At 47.3% G+C, this 22,680-nt stretch carries 17 protein-coding genes; 12 read left to right on the plus strand and 5 right to left on the minus strand.

Annotation, left to right across the window (positions count from 1 at the left end):
• The first annotated feature begins 202 nt into the window (after window positions 1-202).
• Window positions 203-6,310, plus strand: a complete 6,108-nt coding sequence (locus GON05_RS02655) for an S-layer homology domain-containing protein (protein ID WP_157317697.1) — start codon at window positions 203-205, stop codon at window positions 6,308-6,310.
• Between the two features lie 141 nt (window positions 6,311-6,451).
• On the plus strand, window positions 6,452-6,937 hold the full coding sequence (gene infC / locus GON05_RS02660; RefSeq protein ID WP_157318042.1) for a translation initiation factor IF-3: 486 nt from the start codon (window positions 6,452-6,454) through the stop codon (window positions 6,935-6,937).
• A gap of 73 nt (window positions 6,938-7,010) precedes the next feature.
• Here infC and GON05_RS02665 read toward each other — a convergent pair whose 3' ends face one another.
• The gene (locus tag GON05_RS02665; protein ID WP_246238810.1) at window positions 7,011-7,754 is read right to left on the minus strand and encodes a C39 family peptidase; all 744 of its coding nucleotides are present in this window, start codon (window positions 7,752-7,754) and stop codon (window positions 7,011-7,013) included.
• Between the two features lie 281 nt (window positions 7,755-8,035).
• Between GON05_RS02665 and GON05_RS02670 the strand changes: the two genes are divergently transcribed.
• Both GON05_RS02670 and GON05_RS02675 read left to right on the plus strand, forming a co-directional pair.
• Window positions 8,036-8,542, plus strand: a complete 507-nt coding sequence (locus GON05_RS02670; protein ID WP_157317699.1) for a hypothetical protein — start codon at window positions 8,036-8,038, stop codon at window positions 8,540-8,542.
• Window positions 8,539-9,786 carry a M48 family metallopeptidase gene (locus GON05_RS02675; protein ID WP_157317700.1) on the plus strand — a complete coding sequence of 416 codons (1,248 nt, stop codon included), beginning with the start codon at window positions 8,539-8,541 and terminating at the stop codon, window positions 9,784-9,786. The genes GON05_RS02670 and GON05_RS02675 overlap by 4 nt, the downstream gene beginning before the upstream one ends.
• Before the next feature lie 47 nt (window positions 9,787-9,833).
• Here GON05_RS02675 and GON05_RS02680 read toward each other — a convergent pair whose 3' ends face one another.
• The 4 genes from GON05_RS02680 to GON05_RS02695 all read right to left on the minus strand — a co-directional run bounded on the left by GON05_RS02680 (window position 9,834) and on the right by GON05_RS02695 (window position 14,568).
• Window positions 9,834-10,982, minus strand: a complete 1,149-nt coding sequence (locus tag GON05_RS02680) for a virulence factor (protein ID WP_157317701.1) — start codon at window positions 10,980-10,982, stop codon at window positions 9,834-9,836.
• Window positions 10,983-11,063: 81 nt separating this feature from the next.
• Entirely contained in the window at window positions 11,064-11,651 is a 588-nt protein-coding gene (locus GON05_RS02685) for a guanylate kinase (RefSeq protein WP_157317702.1), read from the minus strand.
• Window positions 11,652-11,811: 160 nt separating this feature from the next.
• Window positions 11,812-13,713 (minus strand): DEAD/DEAH box helicase, encoded by a 1,902-nt coding sequence (locus GON05_RS02690; RefSeq protein ID WP_157317703.1) that lies wholly within the window; start codon window positions 13,711-13,713, stop codon window positions 11,812-11,814.
• Window positions 13,714-13,881: 168 nt separating this feature from the next.
• Complete coding sequence (locus GON05_RS02695; RefSeq protein ID WP_157317704.1) at window positions 13,882-14,568, minus strand: hypothetical protein; 687 nt, start codon at window positions 14,566-14,568, stop codon at window positions 13,882-13,884.
• A gap of 279 nt (window positions 14,569-14,847) precedes the next feature.
• On the opposite strand from GON05_RS02695, the gene coxB reads away from it, so the two are divergent.
• From coxB to GON05_RS02735, 8 genes are all read left to right on the plus strand, one after another.
• Window positions 14,848-15,864, plus strand: a complete 1,017-nt coding sequence (gene coxB / locus GON05_RS02700; protein ID WP_157317705.1) for a cytochrome c oxidase subunit II — start codon at window positions 14,848-14,850, stop codon at window positions 15,862-15,864.
• A gap of 66 nt (window positions 15,865-15,930) precedes the next feature.
• Window positions 15,931-17,763 (plus strand): cytochrome c oxidase subunit I, encoded by a 1,833-nt coding sequence (gene ctaD / locus GON05_RS02705; protein ID WP_181646644.1) that lies wholly within the window; start codon window positions 15,931-15,933, stop codon window positions 17,761-17,763.
• Window positions 17,760-18,374, plus strand: coding sequence for a cytochrome (ubi)quinol oxidase subunit III (locus GON05_RS02710; RefSeq protein ID WP_127453747.1), 615 nt, complete (start codon window positions 17,760-17,762; stop codon window positions 18,372-18,374). Before ctaD ends, GON05_RS02710 begins: the two co-directional genes overlap by 4 nt.
• 1 nt (window position 18,375) lies before the next feature.
• Window positions 18,376-18,693 (plus strand): cytochrome C oxidase subunit IV family protein, encoded by a 318-nt coding sequence (locus tag GON05_RS02715; RefSeq protein ID WP_127453745.1) that lies wholly within the window; start codon window positions 18,376-18,378, stop codon window positions 18,691-18,693.
• Between the two features lie 94 nt (window positions 18,694-18,787).
• The gene (locus GON05_RS02720; RefSeq protein ID WP_157317707.1) at window positions 18,788-19,645 is read left to right on the plus strand and encodes a cytochrome c oxidase assembly protein; all 858 of its coding nucleotides are present in this window, start codon (window positions 18,788-18,790) and stop codon (window positions 19,643-19,645) included.
• Between the two features lie 18 nt (window positions 19,646-19,663).
• Window positions 19,664-20,119 carry a DUF420 domain-containing protein gene (locus GON05_RS02725; protein ID WP_127453741.1) on the plus strand — a complete coding sequence of 152 codons (456 nt, stop codon included), beginning with the start codon at window positions 19,664-19,666 and terminating at the stop codon, window positions 20,117-20,119.
• Window positions 20,120-20,272: 153 nt separating this feature from the next.
• Complete coding sequence (locus GON05_RS02730; RefSeq protein ID WP_157317708.1) at window positions 20,273-21,178, plus strand: ABC transporter ATP-binding protein; 906 nt, start codon at window positions 20,273-20,275, stop codon at window positions 21,176-21,178.
• Window positions 21,171-22,457, plus strand: coding sequence for an ABC transporter permease (locus tag GON05_RS02735; protein ID WP_157317709.1), 1,287 nt, complete (start codon window positions 21,171-21,173; stop codon window positions 22,455-22,457). Before GON05_RS02730 ends, GON05_RS02735 begins: the two co-directional genes overlap by 8 nt.
• Window positions 22,458-22,680: the final 223 nt, after the last annotated feature.

A 22,680-nucleotide genomic window follows, 5' to 3' on the forward strand; every position in this document is an offset into this window, starting at 1 on the left:
TTGATCTAATAGGGACATTTCATAATGTCCCCATTAGGTATTGGTAAAACATCAACAATGTTTGTGAAAATATTTGCCCGAATGAAACAATCGGGGAGGCAGTAAGACAAGCGGGGGTCATTTCGCCATCCTGCTGACTCTTTAGATCCTTTCATTTAAGCGAAGATTTTACAATAAATAAAATGAAACAAGGAGAGAGGACATGAAAGCATTAAAAAAAGCGCTGTGGCGTATAGGTATGTCAAGTTTACTATTAGTGAACTTGATATCGCCTGCTTTACCAGCTACAACGGCATTCGCTGCAATTAGCGGCAGCAATTCGGTTGAAAATCCACCGCAAAGTATTGTGGAAAAAACGGATATTGCAACCTGGAACTATACCAGTGCTGCGCAAGTTACTGCTGCGGCCCCAAGCTTTGCAGCAACAAGTGGTTATTATTCCAATCCAAGTTCAACTTTGCAATTATTTAAAAGTAATACCCAAGTAACTTCAGGATTAAGCTATGCTTCTGGAGGGATCTCAAACACTAATTTCAGTGGACAGATGGATAAAGGATATTGGATCATTAAGACTTCCACTGTTGGATTTAAGGATCTGATTTTTAATTATGGCACACGTTCTTCAGGAACTGGTCCTCGTGATCTTAATACAGAGTGGAGTACTGATGGAACAAGCTGGACTGTATTCGGAAATAAAGTTGCCGATACAGGTTATACCGTTAAAATCGAGAGTACGTCTCTCGAGCAATTTGGTATGACTTTGCCGGCAGAGGCAGCGAATCAAAATACGTTATATATCAGAATTATTCAGAAATCTGATGCTTCTGAAGGAAATGGTACAATCGGTACAGGTGGTACTTACACAGTTAACGGTCTTCAACTCTACGGAGCCAAAGATCCAGCGTATACGACACCTGCCGTAACAGCGTCGCCGGATACAACCGGTGCGATACTAGACGTTACACCCATTACTTTAACGAATACAGATACTAACGCACAAATTTTTTACACAACAGACGGTACAACTCCGGCGACAACAGCTGGCGGTTCCACTAAATTATACACAACGCCTTTCACAGCTCTTTCCGAAGGCGGTTTTACAGGAACAAATCCGTTTGTCGTGAAAGCTGTAGCGAAGTCGCCGACGAAGCTTCTGCCGTCCGATGTCGCTACATTATCCTTCAATCAGCAAACTATCACATCGAATGCTGACGCGAAAAAGCTCGATGCTGGGAAATATGCCTGGGTAAAAGGCATCGGTACGTACTCAACTGCCACTAATACTCTGTACGTGCAAGACGGTATGAATGCCGGCAGCGGTCTCGTTATTTTTAAATCCGGCGCAAATATCTCCTCCTATGTTGGCAAAGAAATCTATGTCTATGGTAAAGCAACGTTGTATAACGGCTTGATGGAGATTGTTCCAGATGATGTAACAACAAATATTGTTGTACGCAACGCTAGCCCGACTCTTCCAACTCCGACCAAAATTATGTTCAGCCAGCTTGCTGACCGGACATACGAGGGCATGCTGGTCTCCTTCGATACGGTAAAGCTCAACACGGTTGGCGGAACAGCTCCAGGAACTCTTTATAATCACACAGTAAGCCAGGCAGGCATACAAACGACATTGCGCAGTAATGGTATTACTAGTGCAGTTGGCGTTTCAGGAAGCTATGTTAACATTACAAGGTCCATAGCCAGTTATTTCAACGGCGTACAGCTGCTTTCTACCAATGTTGCCGATCTCGTCGCGGTTCCAGCGCCGACCGTTGAATTTATGACATCTAGCGTGCCTACCGGAACGACAATCCCTCTTAATTCCAGAGTGACGCTTACCACACCAACAACAGTCGCGCAAATCACTTATAGCTTAAACGGAGGAGCTCCTGTAACTAGTGTGACAAATTCCGTTTATATTACAGTTGATGCATTCCAAAACGGAACAGCAACGATTACAGCATCAGCGTCAGACGGCTCCTATACAACGTCGACTCAAACATTTACCTATACACAAAGCCAGGTCGCAAAAGTATTAGCAAGCCCAGGTAGTTCTGCAATTGATCCCGCAACACCCATCACATTATCATCAGATACGGCGGGTTCAACGATCACTTATTCTGTATACAGAAACTCCTTTACTTCCACAGACGGTACTCTGGTGGGTACAGCCAATCAAACCTACACAGCTCCTATTACATTGGATGCTTCGTACTTCCCGGTAAGAATAGCTGCAAAGGCGACACTTCAAAACTATGTGGACAGTGCTTCTGAAAGTTTCTCCTATACGGCCAAGAAAGCAACCGGTGGCGAGAAGAACTATTACGGATCACTTCACGCGCATACGATGAACTCAGACGGTCAAGGGACCTTGCCGGAGGCGTACGCTTATGCAAGAGACCAGGGTAAATTTGATTTCTTTATCGTAACAGACCACTCAAACTCTTACGATTCAGCAACTTATGATGTTACCAAGGATCAAAATATCAATAATTACAACACAACCAACGCTCCTTGGCTTGCCGGTAAAAAGGCGGCGATAGATGCAGCCACTCCTACTTACATAACCGACTACGGTTATGAGATGACATGGTCCGGTGGTCCAGGACACATGAATACGTTTAATACAACAGGTTTTGTCAGCCGCAACAACGCGACTTTGAATAACAAAACAAATGATGGTGGTCTGCAAACCTATTATCAAATGCTTCAGAGTACGCCGGGCTCCATTTCACAGTTGAACCATCCCGGAGCTACATTCGGTAACTTTGCCGATTTTGGTTATCATAACAATGCCATTGACGATAAAGTCACTCTCGTTGAAGCAGGAAACGGCGAAGGCGCGATCGGCTCAGGCGGATACTTCCGATCTGTCGACCAGTTTATTTTGGCATTAGATAAAGGATGGCACGTAGCACCAACAAATAACGGAGATAATCATAAAAAAGGTTGGGGAACATCGAATACCGCTGCGACAGTCGTTTACACAAACGATTATACATTGAGCGGAATTTATACAGCATTGCACGACCGTTCGGTATGGTCGACAGAAAACAGGGATTTGGATGTCACCTATCATCTGTCCGACGGGACGAACACTTACAGCATGGGCGCAATTTTGAATTCTCCCCCTGCGACTGCCAACATTACGGTAACAGCAGCCAATAAAAACCCAGGTGTAGCGACTAGTAATATCGCATCTATCAAGCTGATAAGCTACGGAGGAAAAATTGTAGATCAGCAGACCTACTCTGGTGGAAGTAGTAACGTTAATTACACCTATTCGATGACGGCGCCTGCTGCCGGTTATTACTTCGCGATTATCACGGATAACCAAGGTTTTGTAGCTGTCACAGCACCGATATGGCTTGGCTCAGCGCCGAAAGTCGGAATCACTTCGGTAACTAACAGTTCCGTCATGCCTGTTACAACAGAGGCGTTGAATGTAACAACAAATTTCTTTAATAATGAAAGCACACCCGTCACACTTAAGTCTATTTCTTATACCGTAGACGGAGATTCCGCAGCCAACAAATCGTATACGCCTGGCACAAGCATTGCGCCTTCCGGTGTCGCAAAGCATGAATTCAGCTATACACCGACGACCCCTGGGCCAAAAACAGTAACAATTAACGCTGTGCTTACGGTGAACGGAGTCGATAAGACTTATACAGGGACCAATACGATGAAGGTCGTAGATATCAACTCCGTGTCGTATGTCGGGCTGGACGCCTCACACGGCAATGAGTACGTCAGCGGAGGCAGCTATCCGGATACAATGGCCAATATGATGACTCTCGCAGGCGCAAACAGTGTGAGAGTTGTACAGTTGAAAACGTCGTCGGATTTCATTGCCGCTACAAGCAATCCTAAATACAAAATGATCATTTTAAATGCTCCGTCTAGAAAAAGCGTTACTGCATGGCCGACTCCGGCGAATTACACACCAGAAGAAATTGCTGCGTTGAAAGCATTCTCGGAAAACGGAAACACGCTTGTCTTCGGAAATATCGCGGACTTTGGTGAATCCACAAACACGGATCCGTCTTCGCCGAAGAAACATATGTCCGAGCTTCAGAACGACGTCCTGACAGCCATCGGCTCCACGCTGCGCGAAAGTGACGATGAGGTGATGGACGATGATAAAAACGGTGGACAACCATACAGATTGTATCCGACAGAGTTCAATATGGCTAATCCGTTGCTGCAAGGCGTAGTCGACGGGCAGACCTACAGCCAGTACTCAGGTTCAACCATTTACGCTGTAGACCCGGCGACAGGAGAGAGAACCTCAACGCTGCCGACATCGGTAAGCCCGCTTGTTTTTGGCTTCCCAACCACGTATTCGGCTGAAACCGATAATGACAACTTTGGATACGGGACGACTAAAGCTACTTTTCCTTACATTACAGTCGGAACGAATAAAACCGATAAGGGAATGAGTAATTCTCAAGGGCTTTATATACCGAAATATGCAAATCCAAACAGCAAGATGGCAACAAACCCGGAAGAAAAAATGCTGGCGGCATCTGAAACTGTCACGCATCCGAACGGTAAAACTTCGCTTGTCGTCGTTGCCGGCGGATCATTCATGAGTAACTTTGAAATCCAAGTGACTTTGGACAACGCAGGGACATTGCCTTATGCCAACTATAATTTAATGGACAATCTCTATAAAATTGTTAATCCGATAACGATTACAAGCGTAGCCAACGCCAAGAATCTGCCGGATGGAACAGAAGTCATCATTGAAGCAACAGCGACGAGTGAGGTAAATACGCAAAGCACAAATCCTGATACAAACAAAGGCTTCTTCGACTCTATTTATGCGCAGGACGCAACGGGCGGGATCAATCTATTCCCGGTTGCCTCAGGCATCCAAGAAGGACAGAAGGCAAGGTTTGAAGGTACGATCACGCATTATCAAGGTGAAGTAGAGTTGATGGTTAGCAAAATGACTGTTTTGGATCCAAGTATCCAAAAACTGGCGCCTACTACTCTTACGACAGCTGGTTCCATGTCATCCACGAATACTGGAAACTTGGTGAAAACACAAGGCGTCGTGTCAAATATTTACAAAGACACGGACGGAACCATTAACCAATTTACAATTAATGATGGGTCCGGCCCGGCAATTGTCTTCATTAACGGATACATTACAAAAGGAACGGCGCTTCCGTTCGTTACAGACGGAGCAAATGTTTCCGTAGTCGGTTTGGCTTCTATTGGCGAGGTTTCCAGCGATTCGGATATGCACCCGAGAATTAGAGTCAGAGACCGTTCCGAGATCTTAAAGGTTACGTTAACTAATCCATCTAATCCATCCTCTTCATCAGGCGGCGGCTCCGCTCCTAGCGGCACTCTGATCTCCTCTTCTAACGGAGGAACGGTGAAGGATAACGGTGTGACGATTGTTATTCCAGCTGGAGCGGCAAACACGGATTTCCGGGTAACGGTTGAGAAAGTAACGAATACCGATGAAATGCTGAAAGGCACTTCTGGTAAGCTAATCAGCGATGTGTTTGAGATCAAGAAAGATTTAACAGGCAACTTCACTGCTAATCTAACGATTAGCCTACCGTTTGACCTGACTAAGGTAGATCTGACCAAGTCTGACGTGGCAGTCTACTGGTACGATGAGACAGCGAAGAAGTGGATTGCACTCAGCAACCCAAGCGTCGATAAAGACAAGTCGACAGTTAGCGGCATAGTCAACCACTTCACGAAATTCGCCGTAATTGCAACAGATAAGAAGCCGACAGATCCAACGAATACTGGTTCTACAGGTCAAGGCACCCTGTCCGATATCGCCGGCCACTGGGCGGAAGCGAATATTCGCGAGCTCATTCAAGCTGGAGCGATCGAAGGCTATCCTAACGGCACCTTCGGACCGGATCGTACGATTACGCGTGCGGAATTTGCATCGCTTCTTGTCAAAGCATTCAAGCTTCAAGAGAAGAGCGGCAAAGGTTTTGCCGACACGAACAATCACTGGGCGCGCAAAGCAATTGAAACAGCGGCAGCCTATGACATTATCTCCGGTTACAGCGACAGCTCCTTTGGACCGGATGATCAAATCACCCGCGAACAAATGGCGGTGATGATCGTTCGTGCAGCCAAGCTGCCTACAGCAGCGGCAGGCAATACATTCACGGATCGCACAGCGATCTCCGAATGGGCGCAAAGCGCCGTTGCATCTGCATCGGCTAGCCATGTAATCGACGGTTATAGCGACGGTTCCTTCAAGGCGCAGGCAAACGCTACGCGTGCTGAGGCTGTTACTGTTATCTTGAAAGCCCTCAAAAAGTAATAGCAAGCTGAATAAAGTCTCGGATTGCGGGTCTGAAGTTCCTTTATGGAGCGACAGGACGCGGTCCGGGACTTTTTTTCATTACTTAATATGGTATAGTTTATGAGAAAAGGGTTGTACGTATAGGAGGTAATACGGGTGATGATTATGAATGAGAAAATCAAAGCCTCCGAGGTTCATGTCACGGGTATTCAGGGTGAAGACCTGGGTGTGATGTCCACGAAGGAAGCGTTGCTCCTGGCGAAGCAGTTGAAAGTCGACTTGGTGTGTACTTCGCTCATGAGCAGCCCGCCGCCGTGCAAATTAATTGGAGCGGGCCAGGCCAAGCAGGAAGCGATGCAGGAGAAACAGCAAGCCCGCAAGCGGGAGCAAGCGCCAAAGACGAAAGAACTGCGCTTAACGCCGCACATCGAGGATCACGATCTGGATACGAAGCGCCAGCAGGCGGTACGGATCCAGCAAGGCGGAGATGCTGTGCAGCTGGTCGTGAAGATTTCGGGCAAAGAAGGCGCTCAGGCCAAAGCTTTGCTTGAAGAGCTGGTGAAGGACTTAAGCGCTTATGGACGCAAGCAAACAGGCATTCAGCTAAGCGGGAAGCAAGCTTCCGTGCAGTTGGATCCTTTATAAGAAAAGCATGAACGCTCCTTCGTTCTGGAAGGAAAGAGACGTTCATGCTTTTTTTCGTTATAGGGAAAGCTGCTTAGTTCAAGGTAATGGCCTGCGAGCCCATAAGCTCCCATACTTGCTTGAAGTCGCTTAATGCATAAGCTTCCTGCTGTCCGGTCATTGGGTCGTTCATATAGGCGTAATCATCGTCCCAGCCGGTTAGCAGTAAGGCATGTTCAGGTTGATACCATTCCACGAGCCGATCCTCGTCATCTTGCCATTCCAGATCCAGATAAGGGGTATCCATATGTTCCGTAGCCCAAATCATGGCGGGCTTGCCTGCTTCTATAACGTCCAGCAGCGTTTCAAAAGAAGCACCTGTGATATCTTTGAAACGCCTAGGCAATAGCTGGTTCATTGTGGCATACATCGGTTTATGGTAAATGCCATAGCCCGCCTTATAGGGGTTGCCGACAAAAACGTTTTCTGGATTTCCGCCCACAAAAGCCCCATCGGCGTTCTCAGCAGGCATCTCGCCTCTAGGGAGCGCGTCAGCCACTTCCTCCTTGGTGACAGGAAGCCCAGCCCAATTCAGCAGCATGGTAGCCGCCACAGCTTCGCACCCATTGGGCAGCTCCGGCAGCTGTGATAAAGCAGGGATATTAGGCACCTGATAATGGTGCTCTACAGGCGTAATGGGTTCAGCAGACGGCAGCGGTACTGGTACTGGCGCAGATGCAGCCAGAAGCGACCCACTAATCTCAGGCGGACTTGGCGCGACGGGCTGGAGAGCTTGTACAAATGCAGGCGCAGTAGGCTTGGGCAACGCCAAGCACATCACTGACCATACAACGATAAGGCAGCATGTCAACTTTTTGATGTGAAATCACTTCCGTTCTAGTACGATCTTTTCATTACATCATGAAGAATCTGGAAATGCAAGACGAGGTCCGAAAGACATATAAGGATGGTCAAGCGGCATAGTCTAGGAAAGCGGACAACATCTTGAGAATATTTTATGGCATGAAAGAAGGACTAGGGATGACCATATGAGGCAATAGCTCATACAATAGGGTAAAATGATTTAAAATACCCGTTCCATAGATAAGAGGGAAGTATATGAATAAGCATGAAGAGGAGAAAAAGGCGCTAGAGCAAGCTGCTATCGATATTTTTCTTGAACTATATAATATAAATAACCCGGTAGATCTGCGAATGGTTCGCCAGCAGGAGAAGCCGGATGCGCTTCTGGAGGATGCCAATAACGAGCAAGTAGGACTAGAAGTGACTCATTTGTTCTACGACATGGAGGAAGCCAGACGTATGATGTCAAGATCCGAGCTTACGAAGCCTGGGGCGGAAGTGCTGGATAATTTCATTAAGGTCATTAATGATCGGATAGTGAATAAGGAACAGAAGTTGCAGGATTATTCCCATGACTATCCTTGCATGCTGCTAATACGCAACGTATCTCTGCTGTTCGGGATGTCCGATGTGCTCAGTTTCAAGCATAAGCTCGTTCCGCCAAGTGGAAGGTTTACACAAGTCTGGCTGTTGTCCAGAGATTTTACACCGGATTGGCTGTTAATTAACTTATATGAAGTTGGCGGTGGAGGGATGAAATGAAGCGTCTGTACATAGGGCTTGGCGCAGCTTTTGGCGTGTATGCGATCGTCATGATTGTGTATTTATTAAAAGGAAATTTATTTGGGATACCTCGAGATCTGGTTGGCACCAGCGCGGACCCGCACACGTTCATGACGGCACAGGAAATAGACAAAGCTGAATCCTTGTCACGCATTCGGTCATTAGCTTATTTTCTCAGTTCTCCACTGCAAATTGGATTGATCCTGCTGCTCCTTGGTGTGGCTGTCCGTATTCGAAGCTTATCTGAAAAGCTGTTCAAGGCTTCCTTCCTGCAAATGGTCGTTTTTGTGCTTCTATTTACTCTGTTGATGGACGTGCTGTTCTTGCCGGTGGACTATTTCTTGTTCAAAATCGATCTAGCCTACGGAATCTCGACAGAGACGCTCGCGATCTTTCTAGGGGATCATGTGAAGGATTTTCTGTTAAATGCCGTAGGAACCATTGTGATGGTCTGGATATTCAGACTGGTGTTAAAATGGAGTCCCAACCGATGGTGGTTCTGGTTCTGGCTTTTGTCTGTTCCATTGATTGTGTTCGTCACGTTCATTCAACCCGTTGTGCTTGATCCCTTGTACAATGATTTCAGGCCGCTTCAGGATCAAGAGCTTAAGGCGCAAATTCTTCAATTGGCGGCGGATTCTCACATTCCGGCTAAGCAGGTCTACGAGGTCAATATGTCCGAGAGGACTAATGCGATTAATGCTTATGTCAATGGAATAGGCGGCAACGCCAGAATTGTGCTGTGGGATACGACGCTGAAAAAACTGCAGCCCGATGAGATTTTAACTGTGATGGCGCATGAAATGGGACACTATGTAGAAAAGCATATCTATATCGGCCTTGCTTATGGCATTGCGCTTAGTTTGGTGGGCTTATGGCTGGCTTTTCACGCTTATCGTTTCTTCCTTCGACGCTGGGCACATAAATGGGGTATTCGAGGAGAAAATGATCTAGCGGCGCTGCCCATTCTGCTGCTGCTTGTTACGGTCATGAGCTTTATCTCCGCGCCAGCTCAAAACGCCTTCTCCCGGGTGATTGAGCACCGAGCAGATGTATACGCGATGCAACTGACAGGAGACGGCAACGCGGCCATTCGCGCTTTTCAGCAAATTGCCAAAGAGAACTTGAGCCCTGTCACACAGCCGAAGCTGGTTCATTGGTTTCGTGGCTCGCATCCGGAGATTATGGATCGAATTATGTATTTTAAGCAGTATGACAAATAAAAGGCTAGTGAGGGAGCGGACAACCGCTGCTTCACTAGCCTTTAAATTTATTGCTCGTTCCTGCGCGTCATTTGCTGCCAGACCGAGCCCTCGGCTGCATGCCCGCCCTCGATACGCTCCAGTGCGATCTTGACCTGCATGCGCACTTCGAACTCGGGGTCGTCCGCCGCTTCCTGCAGATCCTTCAGCACGGAGTTGTCGCCTACCTCGTACAAAAAGCGCGCCGCGCGCCAACGGACCAGCTTGTTGCGGTCCTTGAGCGCCTTCGCCATAGCCGGCATGGCGGCGGGGTCGCCAAGGTCGGACAGCGTATCGCCAGCCGTCCGACGAACAGATGGGGTATCGTCCTCAAGGGCACGATACAGGAAAGGCAGTACCTCGGGTTCCTTGATATCCCCGAGGTAAACCGTTGCCAGTCGCCGAATCGACGTGTTCTCGTCCTGCAGGGCATGGACGAGAAGCGGCAGCGTCTCCAGCGACGGCTGGATCTTTTGAAGCGCGGCGTAGCGCAGCTTCCAGTCACTGTGGCGCAGCTGTTCCAGCGTTGCGCCGGTCTGATCTTCTTCGGAGGCTTCCGAAGAAGGAGGGACGTCGGTCTCCAGCATCGCGCTGGAGACCAAAGCTTCGACGCGGGCGTCGTCGTAAGAAGCGTCCAGCTCCTGGACGACTTCGCCCGCGATGTCCTTCAGCTCGCCGTAGCGCACGCCGAGCTCCTCCAGTTTGCGCTCCTTGATCAGGTTCGGCGATGCCGTACCTGCGCGGACCGCGGCTTGCGTGAAGCGCTCGGGCATCGCCACGCGCGCTTCTTCGTTGCCGGCGCGCACCCGCACCTGGAGCGGGATGCCGCGGAACATCTGCACGAGGACTTGTGCCTCTCCGAAGGCGGCTTCAGCTTGCGTTTGTTCCACAGGTAAGTCATTACTGCTGGCAGAGCCTTCGGCAACACCCAAAATCTCGCGGGCTTTGGCTAAAATGAACTGCCAGTCCCCCTTGGAGGTACGGTCCAGCGCAATGAAATCCGCTGCATGGAATAAGCTGATCACACCCTGAACAGCGAGCAATTGCTGAACGTTGTCCGGGGCTTCCGCACAGTTTTTCTTTGTGTAGGTTTTACGCACGCCGGCAGGCAGCGATTCGTCCATGTTAAGTTTCATGGAATTTGGGCTTGGTGTAGGTTCTATGGATATAATTTTCATTAATGACACTCCTTCCAGTCGGATGTTACATGAAAAGACCCGGACGTAGGTACGTCCAGGCCTGTTTATAGGCGTTTCATATTAATCCAAATCAACGAGGTTGCGGTTTAGGTATTTATCGAGCGTTTTGGTGAGATCAAACACCGTATGGGCCAAATCCACGTTCTCGAAAACGTGATCGCATTGATCGCGGAAAGCCAGCTCATCTTCGTAATAAGAAAGATACTTCTGAATGATCTCCTCGGAATCTCCGCTTTCTCTCATCCGCTCTTCGAGAATATTGCGCTGCGCGTAGATGAAAACCAGAACAACGTGATCACCGTAATGCTTTTTGAGCGTTTCCGCGCCGAAGCGGTTCAAGATTAAATAAATGCTTCCGCTGTGTTCGAACATCTGCTCAATATCGGCACTTTTAATCCCATATAAATGATCATTGACGGTACTAACCTCAATGAATTCACCGTTTGCCTGCGCCTGTACGAATTGAGCAGGGGAGATAAAGTGATAGTCTTGACCATCTTCCTCTGTTGCCCTCGGAGGTCTGGTGGTGTAAGAGATAACTTGCTTCATGCCCAGTGTAGAACCTGACATTTCAGCAACCGTCTTACGACCGGCTCCGTGTGGACCGGTGAATACAAAAATCATTTCCTTGTCCTTTAATGCGTACATGGAACATACCTCCTTATTTGTGAAAAGTGGGGGGTAAATCCTACGTGCGTGCAACGGTATGAAACGATTTTTGTCTAAGTAGGATCATTTTCAGCCGTACTTATATTTTACATGGTTCGGGTTATTCGGTAAAGGTCTAGCTATGGAAACGCTTTTCTGACTAGCGTTTTCCGCCGCGTCCGCCACCACGAGGCGCACTGCCGCGTGGTGAACCGCTTCTGTCGCCGCCGCGAGGCGCTCCAGTGCGAGAGCCAGCGCCGTCACCGCGTCCGCGCGATTGGCCGCCGCGTTCGCCGCCACCCTGGTAGCCGCGTGCTGCGCCAGGACGGTCACTGCGTGAAGCTGCGCCGCCGCGTGCTCCGAAGCTGTCCCCGCGTCCGGCACCGCGCTCGGCGCTGTCGCCACGGCCTTTGCCACCGCTGCGAATCGCACGTGATGCGCTTGCTGCATCGTCGCGGCCTGTGCCGGCGTACTTGTTGTACGGCGAGTAGGATTTATCGCCGTGAGGAGCAGAGCGTTTGCGGTCTGTGCCATCACCGCGTCCTGCAGGGCGTTGGTCGGATTCGCCGCGACCCCAAGAACGGGTGACTCGCGCTTTGGCAGCGCTCATGTTGTCTCCGCGACCCGGTCCTGCATCTACCGGCTCTTTTCTCTCTGCGCGACCCCAAGTGTTCGGGTTGCGCTCCGAGTTAACCTTCGCAGGGCGTTGTCCTCTTGGCGCATCGCTGCGCGCACCAAATTTATCGCCGCCTCTGGACGCGGAACGTCCCGTGCCGTATTGCACGCCGGCACGCTCTTCACGCGCGCCGGATCTTCCGCGGCTTATCTGAGCGCGCGGCTCGGATGTTCTGCCGCTGCGGCCGCTGCGAGCAGCTCCGCCGCCACGGCGGCCTGATCCGCGGCCTTCATGCTCGAGGTAATCCTCGGAGCTTGAACGAACGCGGCGCACTTGAGGCTCGGATGCCCCCCTTAAGGACATTTTGATGCCTTTTTCGATCAATTCGATTGTTGGCATATCCCGCTGGGTAGCGAAGGTCACGGCAACACCCGTATCTCCGGCACGACCTGTACGGCCGATGCGGTGGATGTAGCTTTCGGCGTCTTGCGGTACGTCATAATTGAAGACATGGGTGACACCTTCGACATCTAACCCGCGCGCAGCAATATCCGTAGCGACCAATAACTCGATACGACCATCCCGGAATCGTTTCATAACTTGCTCACGTTTGGCTTGTGACAAATCTCCGTGTAGTTCGTCGGACATAAGCCCGAGTTCCTGCAAAGCTTCATTTAAAGCAATGGCTCTTGCCTTGGTCCGACAGAAAATCATCGCGAGGTAAGGTTTATATTGTTTAATAGCGGCTATCAAAGCATCCTGCTTCTGACGGTCAGTCGTCGGAACGAGAACCTGCTCAATTTCGGTCAACGTAACTTGTTTGCTTTGAATTTTAATTTCTTTGGCGTCCTTCATATAAGCTTTGGACAGGTTCATCACTTGTTCAGGCATGGTGGCCGAGAAGAGAAGGGTCTGGCGATAAGGAGACGTTTGTGCAATGATGTCCTTCACTTCATGAAGGAAACCCATATGCAACATTTGATCAGCCTCATCCAATACGAGTATTTTCAATTTATAGAAATTGATAGAACCGCGGCGAAGGTGATCAAGCAGTCTTCCCGGTGTTCCTACTACTATATGTATGTTCCCTTGAAGCTTTCTAAGCTGCTTTTCTACATCTTGCCCGCCATAGGCTGCAAGTACCTTTGCTCCAGTCACTTGGACAAGGCCTTTCAGCTCATTCGTAATTTGAATGGCCAGTTCGCGTGTAGGTGTCAGAATCAGCGCTTGAACATCTGCACTTTCCACATCGATTGTTTCTAATATTGGAAGAACAAAGGCAAGGGTTTTACCTGTGCCTGTTTGTGCTTGTGCGATAACATCCGTGCCTTTTAATAAAACAGGTATAGCTTCCCTTTGAATGGGGGTCGGTTCGATAACGCCAGATGCTTGTAAAACTCCAACGAGTTTTTCTCTTATTCCTAATGAGGCAAATCCACTTGACATGGTAATTGGCCAGCTCCCTTTTTCCTACTATTGATAGGGATCTTTGGTGGTAGTCCAAAGTCTCTCCTTGTTAAGACGATTCCCCCATTGTACAGGAATGCCAGACAAATGGAAACAGGGGCCGGCCTACAAGCATTAAATATCTACTATATATAGTAGAAAATGTTTTTATTTACTGGGCAATACTTGTGCAGTTCCAAAAACGCGCTCCACAGTCTTGTTGAAATCGGTCAGAAGCGGCATAAGCGAATTCCCTTTCCAACTTTCCTGAGCATAGCTGTTCATTTTGTTGAGGAAATCCCGATTTGCTGAAATATAGACATCCATCACATTGGGTTGGAGCAAACGGATTTTCTCGGCCATAGCTTGTTTAAAACGATGAGATAACAGGTCATGATGAACGGCCGTTTCATAACTGTTATACCCGTTGTTCAAATCATTGGAAGGCAAATAATCATCGTGAGGAGCATTATCATTGTAAAAGCCTTTGCTCGTTCCTTGATTGTTTGTCTCCTTCGTTGTTCCTTTGGTGCCTGTAGCGCTGCTGTCAATCATAAGGGCTACATAGGCATTTTTGTCTGTTGTCATGACAATGGCCGTATTCACACCATTCATAGCGTTGAGTTGATTTGATAGAAACTGATTGTAGGCCAGACTAGTATTATTGTGCGAAACTGGACCAGAGAGCTGTTGAGTTTGGTAGGCTCTCTCGGATTCTGTCGATTTATCGACGGGAGCACCGAAGTTGGTATGATCGGGACTCTTGCCATATTCCCGTCCGTCCTCCCCGCAGCCTGATAAAGTCAGCATGAGGAATAGCAATCCAGAAATCGGAAAACCTAACTTACTGAGCATCAATAAAGACCTCCCAATCTAGAGTGTAATGTCTATAGGATGGGATGTTTCTCTCCTTTTATTCGTGTTCACAAATATACGCTTTTGTGCATAAAGAGGTGGGTGTATGGAAATAACCATGAAGGGAAAATATATCGCTACAGAGCGGTTTAAGAACAATTTGTGAACTCTCCTCCAGCGATTGACAAAAACTTTTCACGAATTTATAGTTAATAAAGTGAATTGACATGGGCATGGCCATCGTGGTAAAAATAATGTTTTAAAAGTGGGGTTGATACAATGAGTCGATTGAAAAAGTTATGGCGTCTGCTACCCCTTTTAGCGGTAATGACGTTCTTGCTAACCGGGTGTGGAGACCCAACTCTGTCTGCTTTACAGCCAAAAGGTCCTGTTGCATCAGAGCAATTGTTTTTGATGAAATTAAGTCTCTTTATCATGGTTTTTGTCGTAATTGTCGTATTTGCGATTTATGTGTACGTTTTAATTCGCTTTAGAAAACGCAAAGGCGACAACAGCATTCCGAAACAAGTGGAAGGAAGCCACGTGCTTGAGATTATCTGGACCGTTGTTCCGATTCTCTTACTGTTAGTACTTGCGGTGCCAACAGTATCTTACACTTTCAAGCATTCAACGAACTACAATAAGGACAAAGCCGCCGTTCACGTCAAAGTCACTGCGCATCAGTTCTGGTGGCAGTTTGAATATCCAGATCTAGGCATCGCGACTGCTCAACAGCTAGTAGTGCCTAAGGATAAAATTATTGCTTTTGAACTTGTTTCCGCGGACGTTTCTCACGCATTCTGGGTACCATCCCTAGGCGGTAAAGTAGATACGAACCCTGGAATCACAAATACGCTTTACCTTCAAGCGGATGAAATCGCTACATTCCAAGGTAGATGTACAGAGCTTTGCGGAGCCTCTCACGCCTTGATGAACTTCACCGTTGAGTCGAAAAGCCAATCGGATTTCGATGCATGGGTAGCGAAAATGAAAGCGCCTGTCACTGTGCCGGCAACAGCACAGAAGGGTGAAGAGCTTTTCAAAGAAAATTGCATGTCTTGTCACGCAGTTACAGCCAATGGTCCTGGTGTTGCTCCGAACCTCAAAGGTTTCGCTGATCGCGATACACTTGCTGGTATTCTGGAACATACTCCTGAGAAAATGGCGCTGTGGATACATAATCCGCAAGATCAGAAACCAGGCAACAAAATGCCGGCGTTCGGTAAACAAGCAGGCGGCAAGCTTGATGACGCCCAAATTAACGATATCGTTCAGTACTTACAGACTTTGAAATAAACTTCTCAGGTAAAGGAGGTTAATACGTTGGCTCACTCTCATCCAGTAAAAAAACATACCGGTCTAATGGATTGGCTTACAACAGTCGATCATAAGAAGATCGGTATCCTGTACTTACTTGCGGGCGGGCTTTTCTTCCTCGTAGGAGGACTTGAAGCCATTCTGATTCGGATTCAGCTCGCTTATCCCGATCAACATATTTTCATCGGTGATTCATTTAACCAATTAACAACGATGCACGGAACAACGATGATTTTCTTTGCGGCGATGCCGATCATCTTCGCATTCATGAATGCCATCGTTCCTCTTCAAATTGGTGCAAGGGACGTTGCGTTCCCATTCGTGAACTCACTTGGTTTCTGGCTGTTCTTCGCCGGCGGCGTATTGATGAACACGAGTTGGTTCTTGGGTGGCGCACCGGATGCCGGTTGGACGGGGTATGCTCCATTGTCCTCGATTACCGACAACAGTTGGGGGCAGACGCTCGAGGGTAACATTCAAGGTACAGATTTCTATGTTCTAGGTTTGCAAATTGCCGGTATTGGTACACTTATCGGGGGGATTAACTTCCTCGTTACCATTATCAACATGCGTGCACCTGGTCTTACGTATATGCGTATGCCAATGTTTACATGGGCAGCTTTCATCACTTCTGGTTTGATCGTTCTTGCGTTCCCAGCCATTACGGTAGCGCTAGTTGAACTAATGTTTGACCGTGTCTTTGGCGGAGCATTCTTCGATGCTGCCAGAGGCGGTAACAACGTATTGTGGGAGCATCTGTTCTGGATTTTCGGGCACCCCGAAGTTTACATTTTGATTCTTCCTGCGTTTGGTATTATTTCTGAGATCGTATCGACGTTCTCCAAAAAACGTCTTTTCGGATACAGCTCCATGGTCTTCGCAACTGTATTAATCGGTTTCTTGGGCTTCATGGTTTGGGTTCACCATATGTTTACATCAGGCTTGGGTCCAGTTGCTAACTCGATCTTCTCGATCGCAACAATGGCCATCGCAGTTCCTACAGGTGTTAAAATCTTTAACTGGTTGTTCACCCTTTGGGGCGGGCAAATTCGCTTCACTACAGCTAATATTTTTGCAACAGCTTTCATCCCGACGTTCGTTATGGGTGGAACAACAGGGGTTATGCTTGCGATTCCTGCAGCAGACTTCCAATACCACGATACGTATTTCGTAGTTGCTCACTTTCACTATGTTATCGTTGGTGGTCTAATCCTTGGCTTGTTCGCGGGTCTGTACTACTGGTGGCCGAAAATGTTTGGCCGTATGTTGAACGAAGGACTGGGTAAATTACATTTCTGGTTGTTCTTCATCGGTTTCCATTTAACATTCTTCCCGCAGCATTTCTTGGGTCTGATGGGAATGCCGCGTCGTGTATTTACGTACCAACCAGGGTATGATCTTGAAGTAGGTAACTTGGTTTCAACGATTGGTGCCTTCTTCATGGGTATCGGTACAATTGTGTTCATTATCAACATCATTGCAACATCCAGAAAACCAGTTACGGCTCTATCTGATCCATGGGATGGTCGTACATTGGAATGGTCGATTCCTTCACCAGCACCTGAGTATAACTTTAAACAAACTCCGCTTGTTCGCGGCTATGATGCACTTTGGAAAGAAAAAATGGCAGGTAATAAACAAATGACTCCGGCAGAACCGGTTGGTTCGATCCACATGCCGTCAGCATCCATATTGCCGCTAGTTATGTCTGTTGGTTTGTTCATTGCTGGTTTCGGTTTTATGTACAGAAACTACTATGTAGCAGGCGCGGGTATGGTTGTTACACTAATTGCAATGTTCTGCCGCTCGGTATACGACGATCATGGTTGGCATATTGAACCGGAAGAACTTGAAGATGACAAGGGGGTAAAGGCATGAGTACTCATCACACGGGCGCACTGCCTGCTAATCCGGAAACGGCTACCCTCGAAGGGAAAAATAAGGTTCTTGGATTCTGGTTATTCCTTGGTGCCGAGGTCGTATTGTTTGGTTGTTTATTCGCAACTTACATTGCACTTCGGAACTCTGTTCCAGACGGTCCAACTGCCGATGAGATTTTCAAGCTCAAAACAGTGGGCTGGTCCACGTTCATTCTCTTGACAAGTAGTTTAACAAGCGTGTTCGCGATCATCGCGATGCACAAACAGAAGTTAGGCCAATTGTTATTCTGGCTTCTGATTACGGTATTGTTTGGTCTTTCGTTCTTGGGTCTTGAGATTTATGAGTTCGTTGAATATGTTCACGAGGGTCATAAATTTACAACAAGTGCCTTCTCAACTTCGTTCTATACGCTGGTTGGTTTCCACGGAGCGCACGTTGCATTCGGTATTTGCTGGATTACACTGTTGATTTTACAAGGGCTTAAGAAAGGTCTTACCGTTGTTACAGCTCCTAAGTTCTACGTAGCAGCGTTGTACTGGCACTTTATTGACTTGGTCTGGGTATTTATCTTCACAGTCGTTTATCTGATGGGGAAGGTGGGTCACTAAGATGAGCAGCAATTCTCATGATACACACGCACCTAGCAAACGGGTCAAACATGAATCTCCTTTGAACCACTACTTGTCTTACATTATTTCGATCTTGCTGACAATGCTTGCATTTGCAGTCGTACTCTACGGAGACTTGGATCGTTCGTTTATTCTGATCTTCATCGTTACTTTGGCGCTTGTGCAAGCGATTATCCAGTTGTTCTTCTGGATGCATGCCAAAGAGAGAGGACACTTATTCCCGTTAATTTTTCTTGCGGGTGGAGCATTCGTAGCTCTTACAGGTGTTATTACAGCCGTATACTGGATGTGGTGGTAAACCACTGGAAGAGGCAACTTTGTCTAGGCAAAGTGCCTCCTCTTTTTTTAGAATGAAGGTCTAGCATGAAGTTGAAAGGAGAAAGAGATCAGCTATGAGCCAAATTGGTGGATTTTTCGAGTTGTGGAATCCGGTATTACTGTTGGTGATCGTCGTTGTCGGATACATGTATCGTCGCTTTGTCGCTAAGGGGAAAGGGAATTCCGCAGAGAATGAAACAGTTTCGGTTTCGCAGCAGATTTCTTTCTATATTGGATTGGCTCTCTTCTATATTGGCCAAGGAAGTCCGATTAATTATATTGGACATCACTACTTGTTCAGTATGCATATGCTGCAGCAAACGATCTTGTATTTAATAGTTCCGATCTGTATATGGCTGGGCACACCAGCGTGGATGATGCGTTCGCTGATGAAAATAACGGTTATTCGCGGTATATTCTCATTTTTCACACGTCCGTTGATTGCACTATTCTTATTTAACATGCTCTTCTCCATATATCATATGCCTTTGGTTATGGACTACTTAATGATTAATGATCTATCGCTTTTCGGTTACCACACGGTGCTGTTATTCACTGCTTTCATGATGTGGTTCCCTGTTTTTTGTCCACTGCCTGAGATGAATCGCTTAAATGATTTGAAGAAGATGGCTTACATCTTTGGTAACGGAATTCTGCTGACACCAGCCTGTGCGCTCATTATTTTCGCGGATACGATCATTTATGACATGTACGCGAATGTAACCGTACCCTTCGCCCATTTATCACCTCTGGATGATCAGCAATTGGGTGGCGTTCTAATGAAGATTGTTCAGGAAGTTGTCTATGGAGCAACACTTGCCTATATTTTCTTCCGGTGGTACCGCAGAGAGCGGAAGGAAGAGGACGATATGGATCTAATAGAGACTCAAGAGGGTCTGAATAATCAGGGCGGTAATTGGAATCGCGCTTAGGGGAAAGGATTTAGGAAGATGCACATTTTACCAACGATTTCTACGATGTTTATCGTAATTAGTGCCATTTTTGTCGGTTTCGGCTGGTATCATATTGTGAAAGGGAACCGAGAAACCCATCAAAAACTGATGGTTCTTGGTGCCATTTTCGCACTAGCGTTCTTTATTATATATATGTCGCGCACGCTGTTTGAGGGGAACACCTCATTCGGTGGTCCTGAGAGCTTGAAGCTGCCGTATCACTTATTTTTGTTTTTCCATATTGCCTTAGCTACGGTAGGCGGTGTTCTTGGGTTAATAACACTTTGGTTTGCGTACAAAAACAAATTTCTCAAGCATAAGAAAATTGGCCGCGTTGCGGCAATTGTATGGCTTTTAACTGCACCAACGGGTGTATTGGTTTATGTTTTGCTTTACTTGATGTATCCCGGTGGAACGACGAAGCCGGTTATTGATGCGATTTTTGGATTATAAATAAAAAGCTGGACCTGTGAATCATTCACGGTGTTCAGCTTTTTTTATTTTTGGGGAAAGCTCGCTAAATTTCTTTTATCTTCCAATCTCATGTAAACTAGTAGAAAGAACAATGAACATGTTTTATACCAATTAGAAAGGCAGGTTCAATCCATGACATACCCGCTTACGGTAGAAAACGTTTCGAAGCAGTACGGTGAGAAAACCGCTGTGAACGCTATCCATCTTCGTGTGCAGGAGGGAGAAATTTATGGACTGCTAGGCGCTAATGGTGCAGGGAAAACGACAACGATGCGAATGGTTCTCGGCCTTATCTATCCCGATCAGGGACATATTTTGTGGAAAGGGAAGGGCTATCGTGAAGAGTTGAAAAGGCTTATGGGCTACTTGCCGGAAGAGCGAGGCTTATACCCAAAAATTAAAGTAAGCGAACAAATCCTATATTTAGCGGAGCTGCGCGGCCTGTCCCGTAAACAAGCCGAGGCAGAGCTGAAAGCTTGGCTTGACCGGTTCGACGTCCCAGAGTACTACAATAAGAGGGTTGAGGAGCTGTCCAAGGGGAATCAGCAGAAGATCCAATTTATTGCTGCCGTCATTCATAATCCGGATATTTTGATCCTGGATGAGGCTTTTAGCGGACTGGATCCCGTGAATGTGGAGTTGTTGAAAAAAACAGTGAAAAGCTTGCGCGACGAGGGAAAAACGATCCTGTTCTCGAGCCATCGCATGGAACATGTGGAGGAGCTCTGTGAACATATTTGCATATTGCATCGTTCGAATACGATTCTGCAGGGGAGCTTGAAGGAGATTAAGTCAGCATTTCCAAAAGAAAAGATCATTTTGCAAACCGAGCGACCGGTTGAGGGCTTGGAACAGCTTCAAGGCGTTACGGCTGTTGAAAAGCAGATGAACGGCTATCAAATTCGGATAGATTCCACGGCAGATCCCCAACAGATTTTACAGCATGCGATAGAGCAATCTGCTATACATCGGTTTCAAATCATGGAGCCAACACTGAATGAAATCTTTATTCAAAAGGTGGGGAATGCACATGAATAGGACCTGGACAGTTATAAAATTTACCTACTTAACTCGTTTCCGCTCCAAATCCTTTCGAGTGATGAGTTTGATTCTAGTTGTACTCTTATCCGTTCTCATACATCTACCAACGATCATGGAAAAGCTATCTTCGCATGAAGCGACGAAAATCGGCGTGTTCCCGGGGAAACAAGAGCAGGTTGCAGAGAAACTAGCCGCTTTTTACAATACGCAGCAGAAACCGGATATCGTAATCGTACCTCTACAAGATGCAGGAAGTGCCGCAGCGAACGAGGCGCTCGCTAAGAAGCAAATTACGGATAAATCGATAAAAGGTTATCTCGAATTCACAGATACAACGGTAGCCGGATTCCCCAAAACGGTTTATAAGTCCGAAGGAACGATGGAGTTTTCGCTCAAAAACAAGCTTCAGACCGCTCTACAGCTGGTCAAAACGGATGTGGTCCTGCAGGGAGCAGGGATTGCCCCCGAGCAAAAAGCCAACATGCAAGCTCCTGTTTCTTTGGAGACAGTGCAGATTCTTATGAACAATGAAGGGGCTGCGGGCAAAACGGAATCGCAAATGGTCATGTCTTATGCGCTTGTATACGTTATGCTGTTCATGCTTTATATGGGCGTTATTGGCTTCGGCAACATGGTAGCGATGGAAATAACCGCCGAGAAGAGCTCGCGGGTGATGGAACTGCTCATTACGAGTGTTTCACCGCTTAAGCAGATGTTCGGGAAAATCGTTGGTATTTGTTTGCTGGCATTAACCCAGATAGCCCTCTCCATTGCTGTAGGCGTTGCAAATTTAAGCTTATCCAGCAGCAGCCAGCTCGTCTCACAGTTTAATCTGAAGTGGGAAAACCTGCCGGCTTCACTTATTGCCTATTTCTTGATCTTCTATCTCTTAGGCTTCTTTATTTACGCAACTGTCTTCGCGGCGGTTGGCTCACTGGTAAGCCGCACGGAAGATGTGGGGCAGGCGATTATGCCGGTGACGATGTTGGTCGTAGCAGCGTTTATGATCGCGATATTCGGATTAAATAATCCGAATACCGGATTCGTTGTCACGATGTCATTCGTGCCGTTTTTCTCACCATTGATTATGTTCCTGCGAATAGGGATGAGCTCACCAGCTTTGTGGGAAATAGGCCTGTCCATCGTCATCCAATTGGTCTCGATCGGAGCAATGGCTTGGGTGGCAGCTAAAATCTACCGCACAGGCGTGCTCATGTATGGCAAAAGGCCTACATGGCGAGAACTGCGCAAAGCGATGCGGGCTTATAAGGTTTAAATATGTGAAAACGTAGGCATTTATTGCCTGCGTTTTTTTATGTTTTGGGGCTCGCGAGAAGCGATGCTTGCCGGTCAACCGGCTGTCCCACCCAGTTCCAAGGTGAACCACCTTGGGCATGAACGTGCCAATTCATCCACCTTTATTTCTGTCAGCCAACAAAATTTATCAATCGAAAGCACAAAAATTATCATGTGAAAGCGCGTCCATTCTCTCTAAAATT

The sequence above is a fragment of the Paenibacillus anseongensis genome (assembly GCF_009757995.1).
Lineage (GTDB): Bacteria > Bacillota > Bacilli > Paenibacillales > NBRC-103111 > Paenibacillus_E > Paenibacillus_E chondroitinus.

Excerpts from the sequence above, each read along its gene's own strand:
- GON05_RS02655 (WP_157317697.1), top strand. The coding sequence starts at position 203 with ATGAAAGCATTAAAAAAAGCGCTGTGGCGTATAGGTATGTCAAGTTTA.
- infC (WP_157318042.1), top strand. The coding sequence starts at position 6,452 with ATGATTATGAATGAGAAAATCAAAGCCTCCGAGGTTCATGTCACGGGT.
- GON05_RS02665 (WP_246238810.1), bottom strand. The coding sequence starts at position 7,754 with ATGTGCTTGGCGTTGCCCAAGCCTACTGCGCCTGCATTTGTACAAGCT.
- GON05_RS02670 (WP_157317699.1), top strand. The coding sequence starts at position 8,036 with ATGAATAAGCATGAAGAGGAGAAAAAGGCGCTAGAGCAAGCTGCTATC.
- GON05_RS02675 (WP_157317700.1), top strand. The coding sequence starts at position 8,539 with ATGAAGCGTCTGTACATAGGGCTTGGCGCAGCTTTTGGCGTGTATGCG.
- GON05_RS02680 (WP_157317701.1), bottom strand. The coding sequence starts at position 10,982 with ATGAAAATTATATCCATAGAACCTACACCAAGCCCAAATTCCATGAAA.
- GON05_RS02685 (WP_157317702.1), bottom strand. The coding sequence starts at position 11,651 with ATGTACGCATTAAAGGACAAGGAAATGATTTTTGTATTCACCGGTCCA.
- GON05_RS02690 (WP_157317703.1), bottom strand. The coding sequence starts at position 13,713 with ATGTCAAGTGGATTTGCCTCATTAGGAATAAGAGAAAAACTCGTTGGA.
- GON05_RS02695 (WP_157317704.1), bottom strand. The coding sequence starts at position 14,568 with ATGCTCAGTAAGTTAGGTTTTCCGATTTCTGGATTGCTATTCCTCATG.
- coxB (WP_157317705.1), top strand. The coding sequence starts at position 14,848 with ATGAGTCGATTGAAAAAGTTATGGCGTCTGCTACCCCTTTTAGCGGTA.
- ctaD (WP_181646644.1), top strand. The coding sequence starts at position 15,931 with ATGGATTGGCTTACAACAGTCGATCATAAGAAGATCGGTATCCTGTAC.
- GON05_RS02710 (WP_127453747.1), top strand. The coding sequence starts at position 17,760 with ATGAGTACTCATCACACGGGCGCACTGCCTGCTAATCCGGAAACGGCT.
- GON05_RS02715 (WP_127453745.1), top strand. The coding sequence starts at position 18,376 with ATGAGCAGCAATTCTCATGATACACACGCACCTAGCAAACGGGTCAAA.
- GON05_RS02720 (WP_157317707.1), top strand. The coding sequence starts at position 18,788 with ATGAGCCAAATTGGTGGATTTTTCGAGTTGTGGAATCCGGTATTACTG.
- GON05_RS02725 (WP_127453741.1), top strand. The coding sequence starts at position 19,664 with ATGCACATTTTACCAACGATTTCTACGATGTTTATCGTAATTAGTGCC.
- GON05_RS02730 (WP_157317708.1), top strand. The coding sequence starts at position 20,273 with ATGACATACCCGCTTACGGTAGAAAACGTTTCGAAGCAGTACGGTGAG.
- GON05_RS02735 (WP_157317709.1), top strand. The coding sequence starts at position 21,171 with ATGAATAGGACCTGGACAGTTATAAAATTTACCTACTTAACTCGTTTC.